Here is a 19693-nt window from a genome sequence, read left to right as displayed (position 1 = left end):
CATGGAGTGTTCAGTGCCGAAACAACACCAGTGCCTCGCCGCTGCAGACCAGCCGCCCGTCCGCGCCCAGGCAGATGGTGTCCAGGTTCACCAGGGCCTTGTCCGGGCGCAGCCGGGTCACGGTCACCCGAGCGGTAAGGGGCTCGCCGGGCCGGGCCGGATTGCGCATCTCCAGGTGCTGCTTGAGGTAGTTCGTGCCGTGCCCGGGGAGGTGCTCGCCCAGCAGGCACGAGAACAGCCCCGCGAGCAGCGGCTCCGGCACGCGGTCCACGGGCACCGGCGCATGTGCCAGCTCGGCCCAGGCCTCCAGGTCGGCCGTGCGGAAGGTCCGCTGCAGGGAGGCCGTATCGCCCAGGGCCAGGCGATGGAACCGCGGCAGTGCACCGGTCATGGCCGGTCCGCTCCCGGCAGCCGCAGGTGACAGACGCCGTCGAGTCCCAGCCGGCCGTCCGCCTTGGCCACTCGGGCGAGCACGCGCCACGGTTCGCCGGCCTGCCGCGCCTGCGGCTCCAGGCGGAGCGTAACGGGCTCGTCGGCGTAGGTGGGCGCCGGGAACATCAGCTCCTGCGTGCACAGCTCGGCATCCGGCCAGGTCCGCGCGACCAGCCCGCGGACGGCGCTGAACAGCAGCATGCCGTGGGCTACCGTCGCCCCGAAGGGGGTATCCGCGGCGAAGCCGGGATCCACGTGGATGGGATTGCAGTCCCCGGACAGCGCCCCGAAGCGGTCGAACTCCGCCTGGGTGAACACCCGCGCCTCGGCGACGACACTAGCGACGTGCGTCATCGCGCAGCTCCTGCTTCTGCACCTTGCCCAGGGCGTTCCTGGGCAGGGTGGAACGCACCACGAAGCGCCTGGGCACCTTGTAGCCCGCCAGCCGCTCGCGGCACCACGCCCGCAGGGCCTCGTCGTCCGGCGCCGCACCGTCCTCGGCCGGGCAGACGAAGGCGCAGCCCACCTCGCCCCAGCGCGGGTCGGGCATGCCGACCACGGCCACGTCGGCCACCTGCGGATGCTGCTGCAGGACCTGCTCGATCTCCGCCGGGTAGACGTTCTCGCCGCCGGAGATGAACATGTCCTTCCAGCGGTCGACGATGTAGTAGTAGCCGTCCTCGTCGCAGCGGGCGACGTCGCCGCTGTGCAGCCAGCCGTCCGGCTCCAGGGCCTCCGCCGTGGCGTCGGGGCGCTGCCAGTAGCCCGGGGTCACCCCGGGACCGCGGATCAGCAGCTCGCCCGCCTCGCCTGGGGCCACGTCGTTGCCGTCGCGGCCGACGATGCGGACCTCCGCCAGCAGCTGCGGGCGCCCCACCGAGCCGGTCTTGTCCAGCACGCTGGCCTCGTCCAGCAGGAACACCGTGGGACCGGTCTCGGTCATGCCGAAGCCCGTGCGCACGCGGATGCCTTCGTCGGCGTAGCGCTGCGCCACCGACAGCGGCAACGGCGCCCCGCCGCAGCCCCAGGAACGCACGCCCCGCAGCGCCTCGCCGCTGAATCCGGGCTGCTCGGCCAGGACCTGGTACACGGCGGGGACGCCGAAGAACACCGTGGCCCGGTGCGTCAGCACGTTCATGGCCTCCTGCGGCTCGAAGGTGCGCTGCACCAGCACCGTGCCCCCGACCAGGAAGACCGCGGTGGAGTAGAGGTTGATCCCCGCGGTGTGGAACATGGGCAGGACGTTCAGGAGCACGTCGCTGGCGCGCAGCTCCACGGGTACGCCGATGTTCCAGTAGTTGGCCATCATCATGCGGAAGGTCTGGATGACCCCCTTGGGGCGACCGGTGGTGCCGGAGGTATACAGCAGGTACCACGGCGCATCCGGCGGGCGCGGCGCGTGCGGGCGCGGATCCGGGCGCGCGGCGGCGACGTCCGCGGCGTAGTCCCGCTCCCCCGGCGACGGGCCGTCCAGGGCCACGCGCACCAGCTCGCCGCGGGCCTCGCCCAGGCGGGCCGCCGCCTCGGCGAACTCGCCGCCGTAGACCAGCGCGCCGGGGGTGGCGTCGTCCATGAGCCCCTCCAGCTCCGGCACCGCCAGGCGCCAGTTCAGGGGAACGAGGACGAGGCCGGCCTTGGCGCAGGCGAACAGCAGGACGAAGAACTCCGCCCGGTTGTGGCCCAGGTAGGCCAGGCGGTCGCCCTCCTGCAGTCCCCAGGCGCCGGTGGCCGCCTCCGCCACCCGGGCCGCCCGCTCGTTGAGCTGCGCGTAGGTATAGCGCGTGCCGTCGGCAAGATCCTCCACCGCCAGCCGGTCCGGTGTCACCCGGGCGCGGTGGGCCGGAAGGTCGAACATGTCCATGGCTTCTCCTCCTTGCCGGTGTCCCGGCTCGGACGTTTGCGTCAACGCGGCGACAGGAACGCCGCCATGCCCTGCTCCGCCTCGTCACTGACGATCTGCTCGACGAACGCATCCTCCTCGGCCCGCAGCCCGCGCTCCACCGCCGCCGGGTCCGGGCGGGTCAGGGCGAGGGTGCGCCGCACGCTGCCGGGCCGGTCCGTCTCCAGCTCCCGCGCCAGGCCGCGCGCCGCCGCCAGAACCTCGCCCTCGGCCGCCAGCCGATGGACCAGGCCGTACTGCAGCGCATCGTCGGCATCCAGGCGGCGGTTGCAGAGCTGCAGCTCCAGGGCGCGGGCGCGGCCGATGCGCTCGGGCAGCAGCGCGGTCCAGCCGCCGTCAGGGCTGAACCCCACGCGGGTGTACCAGGGCGCGAAGCTGGCCTGCGGCCCGGCGATCACCAGGTCGCTGGCCAGCACCAGCCCCAGGGAGCCGCCGGTCACGGTGCCGTGCACCGCCGCGATGGTCGGCACCGGCAGGCGCAGCAGCTCCAGGATGACGCGGTTGAGCCCGCCCACGACCCGGCGCGCATACGCCGCCCGCTGTGCCCGGGGCGTGGCGTGGAATGCGCCGACGTCGCCGCCGGTGGAAAACGACCGCCCCTGGGCCGCCAGGATCACCGCCCGCGGCGATTGCTCCGCGACCCGGCCCAGGGCGCCCGACAGGGCATCCAGAAGCTCCGGAACCAGGGCATTGTGCCGCTGCGGGCGGTTCAGCGTGACCTCTGCCACGCCGTCGGCGACCGCGGCTTCCACCAGCGCTCCACTCACGGGCGTCCTCCGTTGTCCACCAGGCCGTTCTGCAGCAGGTCGCGCACCGTGGCGACCACGTCGTCCAGGGGCACGTCGCGTTGCCAGAGGCCGTAGCGCAATCCCAGGAAATGGGCCATGCCCATCAGCGCCCAGACCCGGACGCGGTTGTCCCCCGGGCGCACCTCGCCGGCATCCCGGGCGCTGTCGAGCAGCCGCAGATAGCTCTCGCCGAAGGCCTCGTAGTACTCGCGATAGATGCTCTCGTCGACGAACTGGGCCTCCTGGAGGACACGGTACATCCACGGATGCCCGGCCACGTAGCCCAGGAACGCGCGCAGGCCCCGGGCTTCGGCATCCAGGCGGTCGGTGGCGTCCATGACCTCCGCGGCCAGGTGGGCCCGCAGGTCCCGCCCCATGTTGCGCACCAGCTCGCGCAGGACGTCCTCCTTGTTGCGGAAATAAGAGTAGAACGTGCCCTGGGCGACCCCGGCGACCAGGGTGATATCGCTGATACCGGCACGATGGAAGCCGCGGGAGCCGAACGCCTCCTCGGCGGCGCCCAGCAGCCGCGCCCGGGTAGCCGCACCGCGCCGGGTGCGCGGCACGCGATCCCTGGAGTCGGGCATTTCCGCCATGACATCACCGAAACATGAATCAATTGTCATATAATGTAGGCTTGCGCCTGTCACCCGTCAACCACGCCGGTATAATCCCGCGCATGTCCGAGCTCCTCCCATCGCAGCCGCTCCGCCGCCGTGCCGCCGGATGGCTTCTCGTCGTCACCGCCGTCCTGGTGGTCCTGGCGGCGCTGCAGGCCCCAGCGCTCCGGCCCGTCGCCGGCGCCGCCGCCTGGGCCGCGTGCGTTCTGCTCCTGCCCGATCTCGCCCGCCGCTCCCTGTGGCAGGCCGGCGGGCTGATCCTGGCGGGGGCCCTCGGCCTGGCCTGGGGCGCGACCCGCGGCGTCAGCGTGGACTGGGAACGCGCGGTGGCCGCCAACAGCGGGCTGATCGCCCTTCTCATCGGCGTCAGCTTCCTGCAGCTGGTCGCCCTGCCGCGGCAATCGGCGGACCGGCCGCCGCCGCGGGGTCCGGTGGCGTTCCGCAACACCCAGATCGGCACGCACCTGTTCGGCGCCGTCATCAACCTGTCCACGGTGTTCATCGTCGGCGACCGCCTGGCGCGCCATGCCGGCATGCCCCGGGAGCTCACCGTCCTGCTGACCCGCAGCTTCTCGGCGGCGGCGTTCTGGTCGCCCTTCTTCGCCGCCATGGCCGCGGCCCTGGCCTTCGCCCCGGACGCCCGGCCCGTCCACCTGCTGGCCACCGGCCTGCCCCTGGCCGGGGCGGCTCTGCTCGGGACCTACTGGACGGTCGGCCGGCACGTTGACAGCCGCCTGCCGGGCTACCCCGTGCGCTACGACAGCCTGGTGCTGCCCGGCGCCCTCGCGGCCACGGTTCTGGGCCTGCACTTTGTCTATCCGGAGGTCTCGGTCATCGCCCTGATCACCCTGCTGGCCCCGCTTCTGGCCATCCTGGTGCTGATCCCGCAGGGGCGCTCCGGGCGCCGGGCGCTGCGCCAGCAGGTGAACGAGAACCTGCCGCGCATGGGCAACGAGCTGGCGCTGTTCCTCGGCGCGGGGGTGCTGGCCGCCGGGCTCGCCAGCGCGCTGGCGACGACCCAGGGCTGGGTTCCCTTCGACACCTTCGGCGCCGTCCAGGCCTGGATGACCCTGGTGCTGATGATCAGCCTGGCCGCCGTGGGCGTCCACCCGGTCATCAGCGTCGCCACCTTCGGCGCCCTGCTGGAGCCGCTGGACCCGCACCACAGCCTGCTGGCGGCGACCTTCCTGTACGGCTGGGGACTGGGCGTGTGCGTCAGCCCCCTGTCCGGACTGACCCTGGCGTTCCAGGGGCGTTACGGAGTGGATGGCCTGGTCATTGCCCGGTGGAACCTGGGCTACACCCTGTGGATGCTCGCTCTGTGCGGCATCGCCCTGACCGCACTGGCCGGGTGGCTGGGGATCTAGCGTCCTGTACCAACCGCCCGTGGCGGCCGCGTGGAGCGTCAGGCGTGATTCCGGTAGCGCTCGAAGACGTAGCGCCGCAGGGCGGTCCGGCTCTGGCGGTCCAGCTGGCGCCGGTCGAATTCCATGGCCAGGCCCACCCCGGAGCCGGAGCGGCGCACGCGCACCACCCGGCCGCCGACCCGCACGGCCTCATGATTGGGCAGGCGCAGGTCCAGCCCCGAGAAGCGCACGCCGCTGGACAGCCCCCGGGCGCTGCTGTCGCTGAGATAGATCCCGCTGGTGGAGATATCCACCACGTCCGGATGCTGGAGGCGGCCGGAGGCATCCCGCACGCGCACCTCGCCCTCGCGCGGGCGCACGCGCAGGCTGCGGGCCCGGCCGCGCCGGTCGATGAGCACGGGATACCGGGCCCGCAGGCGCAGGGCGCCGGCGTCCGCCGTGTCCGGATCCAGGTGCAGGGTGTACTGGAAGGTCTTGTCGTCGTCATCCACCAGCAGGCGCACGCGGCCGGACTCCGTGAGGTGGCGCAGGAAATCGTCCTGGCCCTCCTCGGCCTCGATCACCAGCTGCCGCTCGGGCACCGAAGAGTCCGCCGATGCCGACTCCGCGAACAGCTCACGCAGGAACCGACGCTCGTCCGCGGTCAGCATGCTGCCGGTATCGTTACCCGCCATATCACCCTCCCCCTGCGTTGCGGACCGCCTCGAACTCCTGGCGGTCCCGATCCGAGAAGAACACGAAACGAACCAGCCGCGGCGGCGTCTCCAGCCCCGCCAGCGTCTCGTCGATGGTATCCACCGCCACCCGTGCGGCCTCGCGGAACGGGTAGCCGAAGGCCCCGGTGGACAGGGCCGGGAACCCCACCGACTCCATGCGGTACTCCTCCGCCAGCCGCAGGGCATTGCGGTAGCAGTCGGCCAGGAGACCATCGGCCGGCTCATCGATCCCGTAGCGGGGGCCGAGGCAGTGGATCACCCAGCGATTGGGCAGGCGGAACGCCTCGGTCACCACGGCCTGGCCCGGCGTAATGGGCGCCAGGGGGCGGCACGCCTCGGCGAGCTCCGGGCCGGCGGCCCGGTGAATGGCGCCGGCCACGCCGCCGCCGGGCATGAGCTCGGCGTTGGCCGCATTGACCACGGCGTCCAGATCACCCTGCGCCGCGATATCGCCGGTCGTCGCTTCCACGTCTGCAGCGCTGCGTGCCATGATTGCCACCTCCACTGCTGCGGCAATACCGGAAACTCGTTCCAGCATAGCAGCCCTTCCCAGGACACTGAACATACTCGCATACCGGCCCCGCGAAGCCGTTACCACGGACGCAGCAGGCGCAACCAGGTCCAGACGTTGACGACGCTCACCGCCGCCGCGGCCACGTAGGTCAAGGCAGCCGCACGGAGGATGCGGCGGGCGTGGGGGGTATCCTCCGTGCGCAGGTAGCCCGCCTCCAGCAGCGGCAGGGCTCGGCGGAAGCTGGCATCGAGCTCCGTGGGCAGGGTCAGCAGATGGGCCACGATGCCGGTGGCCAGGCCCGCCAGTCCCAGCGCCGTCGCCGGCAGGATCACCGCCGGCGAGCGCGTCACCAACAGCATCACCGGTAGCCCGAACAGCACGGCGGCGCCTACGCGCTGCCCCGCGTTCGCCCAGCGAACCAGGTGGCTGCGCCAGCGCAGCGGGCGATAGCCGATGGCGTCCTGCACGGCGTGACCCACCTCGTGGGCGGCGACGGTGATCGCAGTCAGGGAATGGCCGTCGTGATTCTCGGGACTCAGCCGGATGCACTTGCCCGCGGGGTCATAGTGGTCACCCTGCCGCGTGATCCCGACCGTGACGTTCGTCAGCTCCAGGCGCTGGAGAAGATCCCGTACCAGCTCGGCGCCCGTTCCCGGATAGCGGTCGCCGGGGCGGCGGTAGCGGCTCATGACACGGCGCACCCACCAGGCCGGAAACCCGGCCGCCAGGACAATGATGCCGGCAAGTACGAGTACTGCGATCACGCTAGTGTCCTCCGGTTCGCATACCGGCCCCACTACAGGTATTGTTCGGTTTTACCACCCTTCGGAACGCGAGGCGAAAGCCTGGCGCAGGACGGGCTCGGCGCCGTCCGGCGGATACAGGGGGCCGTACAGGAAGCAGACATGGCAACCACCGAGAACCAGAAGCGCCAGCGTGCGGAGCGCACCCGGGCGTTTCTCGACCAGCTCATCCAGCTCTATCCCGAGTGCTTCTGCCGCGACCGCGAGCGCATCCAGCCCCTGGCCATCGGCATGCAGCAGGAACTGCGGCAGGCCCTGGCCGGGCACGAGGAACTCCGGGACACGCCCGGCTGGCTCGTGCGCCAGGCCCTGGCCCTGTACACCCGCTCGCCCGCCTACCTGGATGCCACCATCGAGCGGCGTCAACGCGTGCACCTGGACGGCAGCGACGCCGGCCCGGTCAGCGACGAGGCCGTGGCGTACGCCCGGCAGCGGCGCGACGAGCAGAAGAAGCGCCAGGCGGAGAAACGCCGGGCCCAAAAACCCCGCAAGCCCCGCAAGCCGACCGCCGAAGAGCGCAAGCAGCAGAAGCTCGAGGCGCTGGCCCGCAAGTTCAACGGCTGAGCCGCGGCCACCCGACGCGGGGGCCCCATCAATCGCACGAACGCCCGGGACGCGACACTAGCGTCGGTCGTCACGCTGCTCCAGCCGCTCCACCTTCTCGTGGAGCTCCTCGATGAGCCGCAGCATGCGCTCGCGCTCCCAGTGCGCCTTCTGCTCCGATTCACGCCGCTTGGCGTCGGCCTCTTCCATGTGCCCTTCCTGCATGGTGTTGACGATGATGCCGATGAACAGGTTCAGCACGGTGAACGCCGACAGCATGATGAAGCTGATGAAATAGACCCACGCCAGCGGGTGCTGCTCCATCACCGGGCGCGCGATCTCCTCGGACCAGCTCTCCAGGGTCATGACCTGGAACAGCGAGTACAGGGTCAGGCCCAGGTGGCCGAAGTCGTCCGGAAAGCCGTCGCCGAAGAGCTTGGTGCCGATGACGCCGAAGATGTAGAATACCAGCCCCAGGAGAAAGGCGATCCAGCCGATGCTGGGGATGGCCCGGAGCAACGACTCCACGATCATGCGCAGCCGGCCCACCTTGGCCACCAGCCGCAGCACCCGCAGGATGCGCAGGGCACGCAGGACCGTGAACGGCCCGGAGGCAGGCATCAGGGAGATGCCCACGATGGCGAAGTCGAAGACGTTCCAGCCGTCCCGGAAGAAGCGGTAGTCGAACGCCACGAGCTTGATCACGATCTCCAGCACGAACACCGCCAGCACGGCGCTCTCCAGCAGCGCCAGCGCGCCCCCGAAGTGCCGCTGGACCACGTCGAAGGTCTCCAGGCCCAGGGTGACCGCGTTGATGCAGATGAGCACGATGATGAAGGTCTGCACCCGACGGTGCTCGATCCACGCACCGAGCCGGCTTCTCAGTCCCCACGATGCGCTGTACTCCATGAAACTCCCTCTACTGCCCCGTGATGGCGCGCGCCCGACGGCGCCGACAATGCCGGTGCAGTCGGTCCGGTCACGGACCGTCTGCGGCCAGGACGGCCGCAGTCGAGCCTACATGGACGTATTCACGGCACGTCCGTGACCGGATCGACTGCACCGGCGTCCCGGATCAAGGCCGACTGAAGCGCCGCGGATATCGGCTACGGCGGCATTATACGGATAATTCAATGCCCGAAAACGAATCCCGTCACCACGAACAGCACCATGCCCACCAGCGCCCCGACCAGCGTGCCGTTGATGCGAATGTACTGCAGGTCCCGGCCCACCGCGAGCTCCAGGCGCTCCACCAGGCTCTGCGCGGGCCATTCGTTGACCACGTCCTCGATGAAGGCACCGATGGCGTCGCGGAACGGCAGAACCAGCTCGCGCAGCAACGCCTCCAGGCGCTCGTCCAGGCGCGCCCGCGCCGCCGGGTCGGTCTGCAGCGTGTGGCCGAAATGCTGCAGGCTGCGGGTCAACGACTCGCGGAAGCCCGAGTCACCGGACCGGGCCCCGTCCAGCATAGCCTGGCGCAGGTCGTCCCAGAGCGTCTCCAGCATCCGCTGCAGCTCCTCGCTGGCGAGAAGCTGCTCGCGCAGCCGGTCCAGCCGCGCGCGGAACGCGTCCGAATGGCGCAGCCGGCCCGGCAGCTCCGCCACCGCCCGGTTGAAATCCTGCCGCACGGGATGATCGTGCTGCGCCAGCTCGCCGAGCCATTCCTCCACCCCCTCGATGATGGCGTCGGCCAGCCGCCGGTCGAAGCGGCGCGGCACCCACCAGCGGCTGCGGGCATGGACCTGCTCGCGGATGTGCTCCTGGTTGCGCAGCAGGAACGCGCGCACCATGCCCAGGGAGCGGTCGAACAGGCGCTGGTGCTCGCCGCTGGCCATGAACACGCGCAGGAGGCGCTCGACCACCGGCACCAGGTCCATGCGCCGCGCCTGGGCCGCCAGCGCATCGCGGTAGAAGCCCCGCACCTCCTGGTCCTGGAAGGCGTTGATGACGTCCGGGGCCAGGGCCAGCAAGCGGTCCGCCACCAGCTCGGCGTTGTCCCGGCGCGCCAGCCAGCCGCCCAGGTACAGCGACGGGTCCGCCCCGCGCAGGCGGGCAAGCACCACGTCCTGGTCGAGGAAATTGCGCGCCACGAAGCGGCCCAGCCCGCGCCCGAGCCGGGCCTTGCTGGCGGGGACGATGGCCGTGTGCGGGATGGGCAGCCCCAGCGGGCGCCGGAACAGCGCGGTCACCGCGAACCAGTCGGCGACGCCGCCGATCAGCCCGGCCTCGGCACCCGCGCGCAGCAGCAGCCAGCCGTATCCCGGGTCCGGGACGAGCTGCGTGGCCGTGTACACGGCTCCGGCCGCCACCAGGGCGGCGGTGGCCACCCGACGATGGCGCGCGAGAACCCGACGCTGTTCCGCATCCTCGCTCGCCGGCGTCATCCACCCGACCGCTGGTGCTGCACGCTGGCCACCTTGTCGTCCAGGGATTGCTGGCGGTCGGTACGCGTACCCACCTTCAGGCTGGTGAACAGGCGCGGCGCACCCATGGCGTGGAGCCGCTCGTGGCAGCGCTTCACCGCCGCGAACACGGCATCCCAGTCGCCTTCGACATTGGTGCCGTAGGCATGCAGCTCCGTGCGCAGCCCGGCGGCCTCGAGCTCATCCTGGCAGGCGGCGATGTACGCGGTCAGCGACGTACCGGAACCAATGGGGATCACGCACAATTCCACATGGACATGCATGGCAGGGGCCCTCCTGATCGTCAGGTCGGCACTTCGACGATGCGGGTCGGGTCAAAGGGCTCGCCCGGCACCGTCTCGTCCGGGTAGCCGCGTTGATTGCTCACGACCCGCACCCCGCAATGATACAGATCGATGTTGGCGTGCGTGTGCCCGTGGATCCACAGCTCCGGCCCGGTCTCGGCCAGCAGCGGATGCAGATCGCTGACGAACGCGGCCGCCAGCTCGTCCATGGGGTGCCCGGGGTGGGCACAGTCCAGCAGCGGGGCCGCGTGGGTAACGACCACCGTGGGCACACTGCTGCCCGAGGCCAGGTTCCGGTACAGCCATTGTCGCGTCTCGCGGTGGCGCTCGCGGGTCTCCTCCGGGGTGAGCACGGCGTCCTCCGTGCCGGTATGGATGCACCGGTAGTCCGGCATGAGCTCGCCGGCGACCGGCATAGAGCGCGTCGCCGGGATATGGCCATCACCGGCAAAATCCGTCCACAGCGTGGCCCCGAGGAAGCGAACCCCGTCCAGGGTAACCGTCTCGCGCTCGAGCACGTGCACCCGGGTCCCGAGCGCGGCGTCCTGCAGCTCCTCCAGCAGGCCCGGGTAATGGCCGCCGTAGAACTCGTGGTTGCCGGCCACGTAGATCACCGGGACGCCCAGGCGCCGGCCCTGCTCCGCCGCCCACTCCACGCCGCGCCGCCCGCGGTCGATGTCGCCGCTGAGCACCAGCACGTCCGCTCCCGCATCCGGCACGTCCGGCGGCTCGTCGCCGGTGACGTGCCGCAGGACCTCGTTGTGCAGGTCGCTCACCACCTGAATGCGCATGGCCTCCGCTCCTCAGTCTTCGGCCACTAGGGAAACGCTGAACAATTCGCGCGCGCCTCTGGCCGAGCAGCGCGGGCGCAGACAAGGCGCGTTGCGCAGCGCTGTACTGGCGGGTACAGTCAAGCAACGCAACGCCGGCTGCGCCCGCGCTGCTCGGCCCCGAAGGGCGCTCCACAGCGGCGTTGTGGTCTGCGTTGGCCTTCTTGTAAAGGGCGACGGCCATTCACGGCGAATGCCGCCTTGCCACAACGCCGCTGGGGAGCGCAGAGGCACGCGGGAATTGTTCAGCGTTTCCCTAGCCCGTCCAGGGTCGCCAGGTACTCGCGGATGCGCGCGGCGTTGACGCCCAGGTCGCCGCGCCCGATCCGGGAGGCCGAGCGGACATCGATCACCACCTCGTCCCCGGCCTGCCGGAGTCGCACCACCACGTCGTCGCGGAAGCCGAACCAGGGCGTTGTCGCCACCGCCTCAATGCGACCCCGGGACGCATCGGCGGCGACAATGCGCCACTGCATGAGCCGGGCGGCTTCCTCGGCCCGGTCGAAGACTGCCTCGAGATCGCCGGCCACCACGCGGGAGTCGAGATCCGGGTAGGCCGTGCGCTGCTGCTCCGCCGTTTCCCCGCCCGGGTAGGCCACCGCGTTCGGGGCCACCTCGCGCTCGTCCACCAGCGCATCGAAGGCGGGCGGATCCTCGGTATCCGTGGTGATGTCGTGGATCGGCGGCACCGCGTCGGCCTGCACCTGCAGGTAGAGCGGCCAGGCCGCGCCGGCGGCACCCATGGCCACCGCCAGCCCCGCCGCCGCGGCCAGGCCGCGCCGGCGAGCCACCAGGGCCAGGACCACGCCGGCCAGCCCCACGGCCATCGCCGCCAGGCCCAGCCAGCCGCCCCACTCGACCATGGTGAACGCGGCACCGAGGCTCAGCCAGCGGAGCTGGTACCAGGGGCCGGGCAGCAGAGCCGCCAGCCCGGCCAGCGCACCCAGGCCGAGACCGAGCCCGGCGGCCGCTCGCCCCCAGGTGCCGGCTGTTCGCGTTACGCCGCTCATGGCACGAAGGCTCCCCGAAGTCCTGTGTCGTCCCGGCGCCATCGCCGGCGCGCCGCAGGCGCCCCGGCGGGGGGCGCCGTCACCGCAGCGGCGCCACGGCGCCGGTGCGCAGCCACTCCAGATAGTCGTCCAGAATCAGCCGGTGGTCAAAAACCAGGCCGGTCGCCCGGGCGGGATCTTCGACGCGTACCGCGGCGGCATCGTCATCGGCAACGGGCCGGCCACCGGCGTCGGCGATGTAGACGCAGCTCGCCGTATGGCCGCGCGGATCGCGATCCGGCGCCGAGTAGACGCCCAGCAGGCACACCAGCGCGACCTGCAGCCCGGTCTCCTCCTGCGCCTCCCGCCGCGCGGCCGCCTCGACGCGCTCGCCGCGGTCGACGAAGCCGCCCGGCAGCGCCGACCCGAGCGGCGGCCGGGCGCGCTCCACCAGAACGACCCGCCGCGGATCGCCGTCCAGGCGGATGATGCAGTCGGCGGTCAGCAGCGGCGTCTCGGGAGCGGCCATCAGCGCTCCCGGGCCGCGGCGCAGCCCAGGCACAGCGAGGTGGCCGGGTCGGCGCCAAGGCGCCGGATGTCGATGGGTTCCTCGCACTCCAGGCAGTAGCCGTAGTCCCCGGCGTCCAGGCGTCGCAGGGCCGCGGCGATGCGCTGCAGCCGTTCCTGCGCCCGGGCGGAGACCGCCTGGGCCATGGCCTGGCCCTGCAGCGCATCCATGCGCGACAGGCGGCCCGTGCGGGTCTGATCCAGCTCCACCGTGGCGCTGCCCTCGCGGCGCATGGCATCTCCCTCGGCAAGGGCGTCGCGCTCGTCCAGCAACCGCCGGCGCATGGTTTCCGGGTCCAGGGTGTCGGCCATTACATTGCGCTCCAGGGCAGCGCCGGGCGGGTATCCGCCTCCAGGCCCAGGAGCTCGCGCACGGCGCCGGAATCCGGCGCATCGCAAACGGCCCGGGCCAGGGGCGCTGCCTCGCGAGTGTCGGTGCGTTGCACGACCCGCGCCAGCGTCGGCAGCAGGCGCGGAGCCATGGAAAAGCGCCGGAACCCCAGCCCCAGCAGCAGCGGCAGGACGCCGGGCAGCTGCTGCAGCAGGCCACATAGCTGCACCGTATCCTGCCGGGTGCCCGCCATCTCGCCGATGGTCCGCAGGAACCGCATCAGCGGCGGCGAGTACGGGTCCAGGTACCCGGCCACCTCGGGGATGTCCCGGTCGGCGCCGAACAGGCACTGCATGAGATCGTTGCAGCCGATGGACACCAGGTCCGCGTGACGGCGCCACTCCGGCATGGCCAGCGCGGCCGCCGGCGTCTCCGCCATGATGCCTACCGGCACCGTCTCCGGCAACCACGCCGCCAGCTCCCGGCGCCAGTGCGCGAACTCCTCGGGACTGGCCACGTAGGGGATGAGCACGCGCACATCGAAGGCGGCGGCGAGCTCGGCCACCGCCTGGGCCTGGGCGCGCACCACGCTGCGCACCGGCTCGACGCCGAACAGGCGCGAGCCCTGCATGCCCAGCAGCCCCGCCATACCCGCCATCTCTCCCAGCCACGGGGGCCGCTTGTCCACGGAGATATCCAGCAGGCGCAGCGTCACCCCGAGGGGCGCCGCCGCCCGGCACAGGGCGCCGAACGTCTCCACGTAGAAGGCCCGGTCCGGTTGCCGCCCGTGGGGCGGCACCAGGTATTCCGTACGTACCATGCCGATGCCGGTGGCACCCATGGCCAGTGCCTCGCCGGCGCCGTGCTGGCTGGTGATGCTGGCGCGCAGCTCCACCGGAACGCCGTCCCGGGTCGACACGGGGACACCGGGCTCGAGCCCCGGCGCCGGCGCCGCTGCCGCGCCCGCCGCGTCCCCCTCGGTGCGCAGGACGCCGTCACCGCCGTCCAGGTGGATGCTCCGCCCCGGGGCCAGCTCCGCCGCCTGGCGGCGCCCCACCACCACCGTGGGAATGCCGAGCCCCTGCAGCTGGCTCATGGGGTGCGACAGCGGCGCGCCGCCGACGACAACGAGCCCCGCCGGGCGCGCTGTGAACCGCTCCAGGTCGGCGTAGTCGACCAGGAGCACGTGATCCGCTGTGGCGCCGTGGAGATCGGTACTGAGAGCCCCTCGGGCAGTACCGGGCACGTACGGCATGGCCTGCATGGTCATGGAGTCAGTCTACGGCGAGCCCGTCGTCCGGGTCATGCTGCGTCGCACGGTAGGCGAGGGCCGGGGCCAGCTGCTGCAGTGCGCCCGGCGGGTTCACCAGCATGCGCTGCCACAGCGGCACCAGGGCGACGGGGTTGTCCGGGGCCACCTGGAGGCGCAGCATGCCGGGATCACGGAGGAACCGCTGCAGGGCGTCCACGCTGCCGTCGGCCATGGCGCCCTGCCACTGGGCCGTGGCGCGGTCGAGCTCGCTGGCGATGACGGCGACGAGCGTGTCACGGGCCATGCCCCGCTGACGGGCCAGGCGGCCGAGAAGGGAACGGACCAGGTCACCGCCGTGCCAGCGGGCATCCAGCCATTCCAGCACCGGCGCGCACAGGGAGCCGCCGCACCCGGACCAGGCTTTCCGGGTGGCCGGCCGCAGGTGCGCCCGGACCCGGAGCTCGTCGCCGCTCAGCAGGGCCACGACCAGCCGTTCCAGGCTCACCCGGCCGGAGTCCGCGTCAACGCGCATGGCCAGGGACACGTCGCCGAGAACCGGCCCCTGGAGGGCATCCTCCAGCAGTCGATGGATGAAAGCGTCACCACCCCGGACCCACTCAACGTCGTGCAGCTCCACCTCCAGGCGCTCCGGCAGGCGCTCGCCGGCCCGGTAGTCGCGGACATGCAGCCGGCGAACCCGGAACGCGGGCCCGCCCGCCGCGGCGACCAGGGTCAGGTCATGCACGTCGGCCGTCCGGTCGACGACGTCGACGCGGACGCCCCCGTAGGTCACCCGGAGGATGCCGGGCAGCTCCGTCAGGGTCGTCTCGACGGCGTGCCCGACGCGGTCTTCCAGGTAGCGCTGCCCAGCCAGTAGGGCCGCGCCCGCCAGCACCCCGAGGACGATCACGAGCAGCGCCGTGCGGACCATGCGCGTCATGCAGCTCCCCCGAGGCGGGCCAGGACCGCGAGACAGGCCGCCGCATAGACGCCTGCCAGGACGTCGTCGGCCATGATCCCCAGGCCGCCGGTGACGCGGCGATCCAGCCAGCCGATGGGCCACGGCTTGACGACATCGAAAAGACGGAACAGCGCGAAGCCCGCCACCACCCAGGGCCACCCCGCCGGGGCCGCGGCCATGGTGACAAGAAAGCCGGTGACCTCGTCCCAGACGATGGCCGGATGGTCGTGGACGCCGAAATCCCGCGCCGCCCGGTCACAGATCCACAGGCCCGCCACCGCGGCGGCGACGACCAGGACGCCGTAGAGCCAGCCGGGGGCAAGCAGCAGCAGGCCGTACAGGGGAATGGCCGCCAGGGTCCCGGCGGTCCCCGGCGCCCACGGCGACAGCCCCGCACCGCCCCCCAGCGCCAGGATGTGGACCGGGTCGCGCCAGCGCACGCGGCCCCGCAGGGAACGATGGATGCCGGATTCCGCCATGGATTCCCCCGGGGAGATCAGTCGGCCTCGGAGAAATGCTGGTAGCCGCTGTCCTCCAGGACCACCGGCGTGCGATCGGCGTGCCGCAGCCGCAGGCCGGCGCGCGGCTGCACGGTGCCGATCCGGGTCAGGGCGACCCCGAGGCGGCTGGCCAGGCCGTCGAGCTCGTGCAGCCGGGAGCGCGGCAGCGTGAAGCACAGCTCGTAGTCATCACCGCCGGTGAGCGCCGTGCGCCACTGCTGCTGGCGGCCGCCGAAGCGCAGCCCCGGCTCGGACAGCGGCAAGCGGTCCACGTCCACGGTCGCGCCGACACCGCTGGCCTCCAGGAGATGGCCCAGGTCGCCGGCGAGCCCGTCGGAGACGTCCACGGCGGCGGTGGCACGGCCCCGCAGGGCCTGCCCCAGGCTCACCCGCGGCACCGGCCGGTGCAGGCGATCCAGGAGATAGGCGACGTTGGCGTCATCGCGGTCCGCCCGGCGCTGCCACAAGGCCAGGCCGAGGGCGGCGTCGCCGAGGCTGCCGCTGACTACCACGGCATCGCCCGGACGCGCCCCGCGGCGCCGCAGGGCGCCGCCGACGGGCACGAAGCCCACCACCTGGACGCAGATATTCAGGGGGCCCCGGGCGATATCGCCGCCCACGAGCCGCACCTGGTGGTATCGCGCCAGCCCCGCGAGACCGGCCGAGAACCCCTGCAGCCAGGCGTGATCCGCCTCCGGCAGGGTCAGCGCCAGCTGGAACCAGGCCGGCTCCGCGCCCATGGCAGCGAGATCGCTGAGGTTCACCGCCAGGGCCTTCTCGCCGACGGCCGCCGCCGGCGCATCCACGGGGAAGTGCACGCCGCCGACCAGCGTATCCGTGGCCATGACCAGGGACTCGCCCGCGCGCGGCTGCAGCACGGCGCCGTCGTCGCCGATGCCGGCCAGCACGTCGTCGCGGCGGCTGCCGATGTCGCCGAAATACGTCCGTATGAGCTCGCGTTCCGTCATGCCCACGTTCGCATCACCCCGCAGCGGCAGAGGCGTCAGCGCCTGGAGCCGCGCCGCTCGATTTCCGCCGCACGCAGCGGGTGCCGGCGGGCGACCTTGTCCAGAACGCCGTTGATGTACTTGTGGCTGGCCTCGGCGCCGAAGGCCTTGGCCAGCTCCACGGCCTCCGATATGACCACCCGGTACGGAATATCCGGGCGCTCGCTGAGCTCGTAGGCCCCCATGCGCAGCACCAGCCGCTCCACCGGGTCCAGGCTCGCCATGGCCCGATCCAGGTGGGGCGTGATCTGCTCGTCCCATTCCTCGAGCCGGTCCAGCACGCCGTGCAGCAGCTCCCGGAACAGCACCAGGTCCGTGTCCGCCATGTCCAGGGCTTCCTCCAGCTCCCGGTCCGGCTCCACCGCCGGCGGCTTCTCGCGGGGCGCGCTGTCGTCCTGCTCGGGCAGGAACTGCAGCTCGATCTCGCGCGCGCTCTGCCCCGTGAGCTGCCACTGGTACAGCGCCTGCAGGGCGCGCTGGCGGGCCGCCCGGCGCTGTCGGTTGTGATCCTGGTTGCGGTGTGACATCAGGCCTCGAGACGGCGCAGCAGGCTGACCATTTCCATGGCCGACATGGCTGCCTCGGCGCCCTTGTTGCCAGCCTTGGTGCCCGCGCGCTCGATGGCCTGCTCGATGGAGTCGACGGTGAGCACGCCGAAGGCTACGGGCAGGCCGCGCTGCTGGGTCACCTGGCCCAGCCCCTTGCTGCATTCGCCGGCGACGTAGTCGAAATGCGGGGTGCCGCCGCGGATCACCGCGCCCAGCGCGATGATGGCATCGTACTGGCCGGAGGCAGCCGCACGGTCCACCACCAGGGGCAGCTCCCAGGCGCCCGGGGCACGTATCAGCGTCAGCCGGTCGTCGCCGACACCGTGACGCTGCAGCGCGTCCACGGCGCCGCTGACCAGGCTGTCCACCACGAAACCGTTGAAACGGGTGGCCACCAGGGCATAGCGCCCGTCCACGGAGGTGAAATCCCCCTCGATCGTCTTCATGTCATCCATCCCGCCGTTCGTTGTCGGCTCCCGCGGGGGCAGCCGGGATTACTCCGGATCCACGTATTCAACCACTTCCATGCCGAAGCCCGACAGCGCGTGCATGCGCTTGGGCGCACTCAGCACGCGCATGCGCCGCACGCCGAGATCCGTGAGGATCTGGGCGCCCTTGCCGTAGGTCCGCAGATCCGCGCTGCCCTGGGCGCCGCTGTCTTCCTCGCCGCCGTCCGGCTGGCGGTGGTACTCGTGCATGCGCTTGAGGATGGCGGAGTCGTCCTCGCCGCCGCGCAGGACGACGATGACGCCCTCGCCCGCCGCGGCCACCTGGCGCAGGGCGGCGCGCAGGGGCCAGCCGCACAGCGGCCCGGTGCTGGCGAACATGTCCGAGAGCGTGTTCTGCAGGTGCACCCGCACGAGCACCGGGGTATCGGGCTCCGGGCGGCCCCGTACCAGCGCGAAATGCAGGGCGTCGTCGACGTTGTCCTGGTAGGCGTACAGGTGGAACGGACCGAACTCGGTGGGCAGCTCGCAGTCGGCGACGCGCTCCACCGTGCGCTCGTTGCGGACCCGGTAGGCGATGAGGTCGGCCACGGTACCGATCTTCAGGTCGTGCTCCCGGGCGAAGGCGACGAGATCGTCCCGCCGGGCCATGGTGCCGTCCTCGTTGAGGATCTCCACGATCACCGACGACGGCTCGAAGCCGGCCATGCGGGCCAGGTCGCAGCCGGCCTCGGTATGGCCGGCGCGGGTCAGCACGCCGCCGGGCTGCGCCATGACCGGGAAGATGTGCCCGGGCTGGGTGATGTCCTCCGGCTTGGCCCGGGGAGCGACCGCGGCCTGCACGGTACGCGCCCGGTCCGAGGCGGAGATGCCGGTGGTCACCCCGCTGCTGGCCTCGATGGAGACCGTGAAGTTGGTGCTCTGCGCGCGGTCGGTGCCGCCGACCATGAGCGGCAGGCGCAGCTGCTCGCAGCGCTCCCGGGTCAGGGTCATGCACACCAGGCCGCGGCCGTAGCGGGCCATGAAGTTGATATCCTCGGGCCGCACCATGCTGGAGGCCATGACCAGGTCGCCCTCGTTCTCGCGATCCTCGTCGTCCATGATGACGACCATGCGCCCCCGGCGCAGGTCGTCGATGATCTCCTCGATGCTGTTCATGGCCATGCCGTCATTGCTGTCGCCGGACATGCGGACACTCCCGTCGTGGTCAATCGGTGCGGAAACCGCTGCGGGCGAGAAATTCGCGGGTAATACCGGAAGCGCCGGGTGCCGCCGCCTGCTCCCCGAGCATGAGGCGCTCCAGGTACCGGGCAATCAGATCCACTTCCAGGTTCACTGAATGGCCGGAACGATACTCGCCGAAGCGGGTGGCGTCCATGGTATGGGGCACGATGTTGACCTCGAAGCAGGGACCGTCCACGGCATTGACGGTGAGGCTGACCCCGTCGACGCAGATGGATCCCTTCTCGGCAATGTAGCGTGCCAGGCGGTCCGGTGCCCGGAACCGGAAGCGCCAGGAACGACCGTCCGGGTGGCACGCCTCGACGGTGCCCAGGCCGTCGACGTGACCGCTGACCAGATGCCCGCCCAGGGGCGTCGCCGGTGTCAGCGCCTTCTCCAGGTTCACGCGGCTGCCGGCCCCGAGCCCACCCAGGCTGGTGCGATCCAGGGTCTCCACGGACACGTCCGCCTCGAACGCCTCCGCGGCGACCGCGACCGCCGTCAGGCAGACGCCGTTGACGGCGATGCTGTCGCCCACGGCCACGTCGTCCAGGGACAGCCCGCCGCCGCTCACGCGCAGCCGGACGTCGTCCCCCCGGCGTTCCTGCCCCTGAATGCGGCCCAGCGCCTGCACGATCCCGGTAAACATGG

General features: G+C 71.7%; 25 protein-coding genes. 2 read left to right on the top strand and 23 right to left on the bottom strand.

What is annotated here, in order from left to right; genetic code table 11:
* Positions 1-10 precede the first annotated feature (10 nt).
* Genes QWY84_RS15095 through QWY84_RS15075 form a run of 5 tightly spaced genes read right to left on the bottom strand, consistent with a single transcriptional unit; the run spans position 11 to position 3716 of the window.
* The gene (locus QWY84_RS15095; RefSeq protein ID WP_290203659.1) at positions 11-391 is read right to left on the bottom strand and encodes a hotdog family protein; all 381 of its coding nucleotides are present in this window, start codon (positions 389-391) and stop codon (positions 11-13) included.
* Complete coding sequence (locus tag QWY84_RS15090) at positions 388-786, bottom strand: MaoC family dehydratase (RefSeq protein WP_290203658.1); 399 nt, start codon at positions 784-786, stop codon at positions 388-390. Before QWY84_RS15090 ends, QWY84_RS15095 begins: the two co-directional genes overlap by 4 nt.
* Positions 770-2293, bottom strand: coding sequence for an AMP-binding protein (locus tag QWY84_RS15085; protein ID WP_290203657.1), 1524 nt, complete (start codon positions 2291-2293; stop codon positions 770-772). Before QWY84_RS15085 ends, QWY84_RS15090 begins: the two co-directional genes overlap by 17 nt.
* A gap of 41 nt (positions 2294-2334) precedes the next feature.
* Positions 2335-3099, bottom strand: a complete 765-nt coding sequence (locus QWY84_RS15080; RefSeq protein ID WP_290203655.1) for an enoyl-CoA hydratase/isomerase family protein — start codon at positions 3097-3099, stop codon at positions 2335-2337.
* Positions 3096-3716, bottom strand: coding sequence for a TetR/AcrR family transcriptional regulator (locus tag QWY84_RS15075; RefSeq protein ID WP_290203654.1), 621 nt, complete (start codon positions 3714-3716; stop codon positions 3096-3098). Before QWY84_RS15075 ends, QWY84_RS15080 begins: the two co-directional genes overlap by 4 nt.
* An 83-nt stretch (positions 3717-3799) precedes the next feature.
* On the opposite strand from QWY84_RS15075, the gene QWY84_RS15070 reads away from it, so the two are divergent.
* Entirely contained in the window at positions 3800-5107 is a 1308-nt protein-coding gene (locus tag QWY84_RS15070) for a hypothetical protein (RefSeq protein WP_290203653.1), read from the top strand.
* A 38-nt stretch (positions 5108-5145) separates the two neighbouring features.
* Here the strand turns inward: QWY84_RS15070 and QWY84_RS15065 are convergent, their stop codons facing one another.
* The 3 genes from QWY84_RS15065 to QWY84_RS15055 form a co-directional block, all read right to left on the bottom strand.
* Positions 5146-5781, bottom strand: a complete 636-nt coding sequence (locus QWY84_RS15065; protein WP_290203651.1) for a PilZ domain-containing protein — start codon at positions 5779-5781, stop codon at positions 5146-5148.
* 1 nt (position 5782) lies between these two features.
* Positions 5783-6313: a macro domain-containing protein gene (locus QWY84_RS15060; protein WP_290203649.1), complete on the bottom strand. Its 531-nt coding sequence runs from the start codon at positions 6311-6313 to the stop codon at positions 5783-5785.
* 101 nt (positions 6314-6414) lie between these two features.
* Positions 6415-7101 carry a zinc metallopeptidase gene (locus QWY84_RS15055; protein ID WP_290203648.1) on the bottom strand — a complete coding sequence of 229 codons (687 nt, stop codon included), beginning with the start codon at positions 7099-7101 and terminating at the stop codon, positions 6415-6417.
* 141 nt (positions 7102-7242) lie between these two features.
* On the opposite strand from QWY84_RS15055, the gene QWY84_RS15050 reads away from it, so the two are divergent.
* Complete coding sequence (locus QWY84_RS15050; RefSeq protein WP_290203647.1) at positions 7243-7704, top strand: ProQ/FINO family protein; 462 nt, start codon at positions 7243-7245, stop codon at positions 7702-7704.
* Between the two features lie 57 nt (positions 7705-7761).
* Here QWY84_RS15050 and QWY84_RS15045 read toward each other — a convergent pair whose 3' ends face one another.
* The 15 genes from QWY84_RS15045 to QWY84_RS14975 all read right to left on the bottom strand — a co-directional run bounded on the left by QWY84_RS15045 (position 7762) and on the right by QWY84_RS14975 (position 19691).
* Positions 7762-8592, bottom strand: coding sequence for an ion transporter (locus tag QWY84_RS15045; protein WP_290203646.1), 831 nt, complete (start codon positions 8590-8592; stop codon positions 7762-7764).
* A 221-nt stretch (positions 8593-8813) separates the two neighbouring features.
* Positions 8814-10067, bottom strand: a complete 1254-nt coding sequence (locus QWY84_RS15040) for a DUF445 domain-containing protein (RefSeq protein WP_290203645.1) — start codon at positions 10065-10067, stop codon at positions 8814-8816.
* The gene (locus QWY84_RS15035; RefSeq protein ID WP_290203644.1) at positions 10064-10369 is read right to left on the bottom strand and encodes an MTH1187 family thiamine-binding protein; all 306 of its coding nucleotides are present in this window, start codon (positions 10367-10369) and stop codon (positions 10064-10066) included. Before QWY84_RS15035 ends, QWY84_RS15040 begins: the two co-directional genes overlap by 4 nt.
* Positions 10370-10389: 20 nt before the next feature.
* Positions 10390-11181: a metallophosphoesterase gene (locus QWY84_RS15030; protein ID WP_290203642.1), complete on the bottom strand. Its 792-nt coding sequence runs from the start codon at positions 11179-11181 to the stop codon at positions 10390-10392.
* 284 nt (positions 11182-11465) lie between these two features.
* Positions 11466-12230 (bottom strand): DUF1499 domain-containing protein, encoded by a 765-nt coding sequence (locus tag QWY84_RS15025; RefSeq protein ID WP_290203641.1) that lies wholly within the window; start codon positions 12228-12230, stop codon positions 11466-11468.
* A gap of 79 nt (positions 12231-12309) precedes the next feature.
* Positions 12310-12738: an NUDIX domain-containing protein gene (locus QWY84_RS15020; protein ID WP_290203639.1), complete on the bottom strand. Its 429-nt coding sequence runs from the start codon at positions 12736-12738 to the stop codon at positions 12310-12312.
* Positions 12738-13088, bottom strand: coding sequence for a TraR/DksA family transcriptional regulator (locus QWY84_RS15015; protein ID WP_290203638.1), 351 nt, complete (start codon positions 13086-13088; stop codon positions 12738-12740). Before QWY84_RS15015 ends, QWY84_RS15020 begins: the two co-directional genes overlap by 1 nt.
* Positions 13088-14377: a putative PEP-binding protein gene (locus tag QWY84_RS15010; protein ID WP_290203637.1), complete on the bottom strand. Its 1290-nt coding sequence runs from the start codon at positions 14375-14377 to the stop codon at positions 13088-13090. The genes QWY84_RS15015 and QWY84_RS15010 overlap by 1 nt, the downstream gene beginning before the upstream one ends.
* A 4-nt stretch (positions 14378-14381) precedes the next feature.
* A complete protein-coding gene (locus tag QWY84_RS15005; protein WP_290203636.1) occupies positions 14382-15299 on the bottom strand; it encodes an aq_1923 C-terminal domain in 918 nt (305 codons plus the stop codon).
* Positions 15296-15799, bottom strand: a complete 504-nt coding sequence (locus QWY84_RS15000) for a phosphatidylglycerophosphatase A family protein (protein WP_290203635.1) — start codon at positions 15797-15799, stop codon at positions 15296-15298. Before QWY84_RS15000 ends, QWY84_RS15005 begins: the two co-directional genes overlap by 4 nt.
* A gap of 17 nt (positions 15800-15816) precedes the next feature.
* Positions 15817-16788 (bottom strand): thiamine-phosphate kinase, encoded by a 972-nt coding sequence (gene thiL, locus QWY84_RS14995; protein ID WP_290204051.1) that lies wholly within the window; start codon positions 16786-16788, stop codon positions 15817-15819.
* A 35-nt stretch (positions 16789-16823) separates the two neighbouring features.
* Positions 16824-17354, bottom strand: a complete 531-nt coding sequence (gene nusB / locus QWY84_RS14990; protein ID WP_290203634.1) for a transcription antitermination factor NusB — start codon at positions 17352-17354, stop codon at positions 16824-16826.
* Complete coding sequence (gene ribH / locus QWY84_RS14985) at positions 17354-17821, bottom strand: 6,7-dimethyl-8-ribityllumazine synthase (protein WP_290203632.1); 468 nt, start codon at positions 17819-17821, stop codon at positions 17354-17356. The genes nusB and ribH overlap by 1 nt, the downstream gene beginning before the upstream one ends.
* A 48-nt stretch (positions 17822-17869) precedes the next feature.
* On the bottom strand, positions 17870-18985 hold the full coding sequence (ribBA, locus tag QWY84_RS14980; RefSeq protein ID WP_290204050.1) for a bifunctional 3,4-dihydroxy-2-butanone-4-phosphate synthase/GTP cyclohydrolase II: 1116 nt from the start codon (positions 18983-18985) through the stop codon (positions 17870-17872).
* 43 nt (positions 18986-19028) lie between these two features.
* Positions 19029-19691: a riboflavin synthase gene (locus tag QWY84_RS14975; RefSeq protein ID WP_290203630.1), complete on the bottom strand. Its 663-nt coding sequence runs from the start codon at positions 19689-19691 to the stop codon at positions 19029-19031.
* Between the last annotated feature and the right edge of the window lie 2 nt (positions 19692-19693).

Origin of the sequence: Aquisalimonas lutea, assembly GCF_030409225.1 — a bacterium.
GTDB lineage: Bacteria > Pseudomonadota > Gammaproteobacteria > Nitrococcales > Aquisalimonadaceae > Aquisalimonas > Aquisalimonas lutea.
This window is presented reverse-complemented; position numbering and strand designations above follow the sequence as displayed.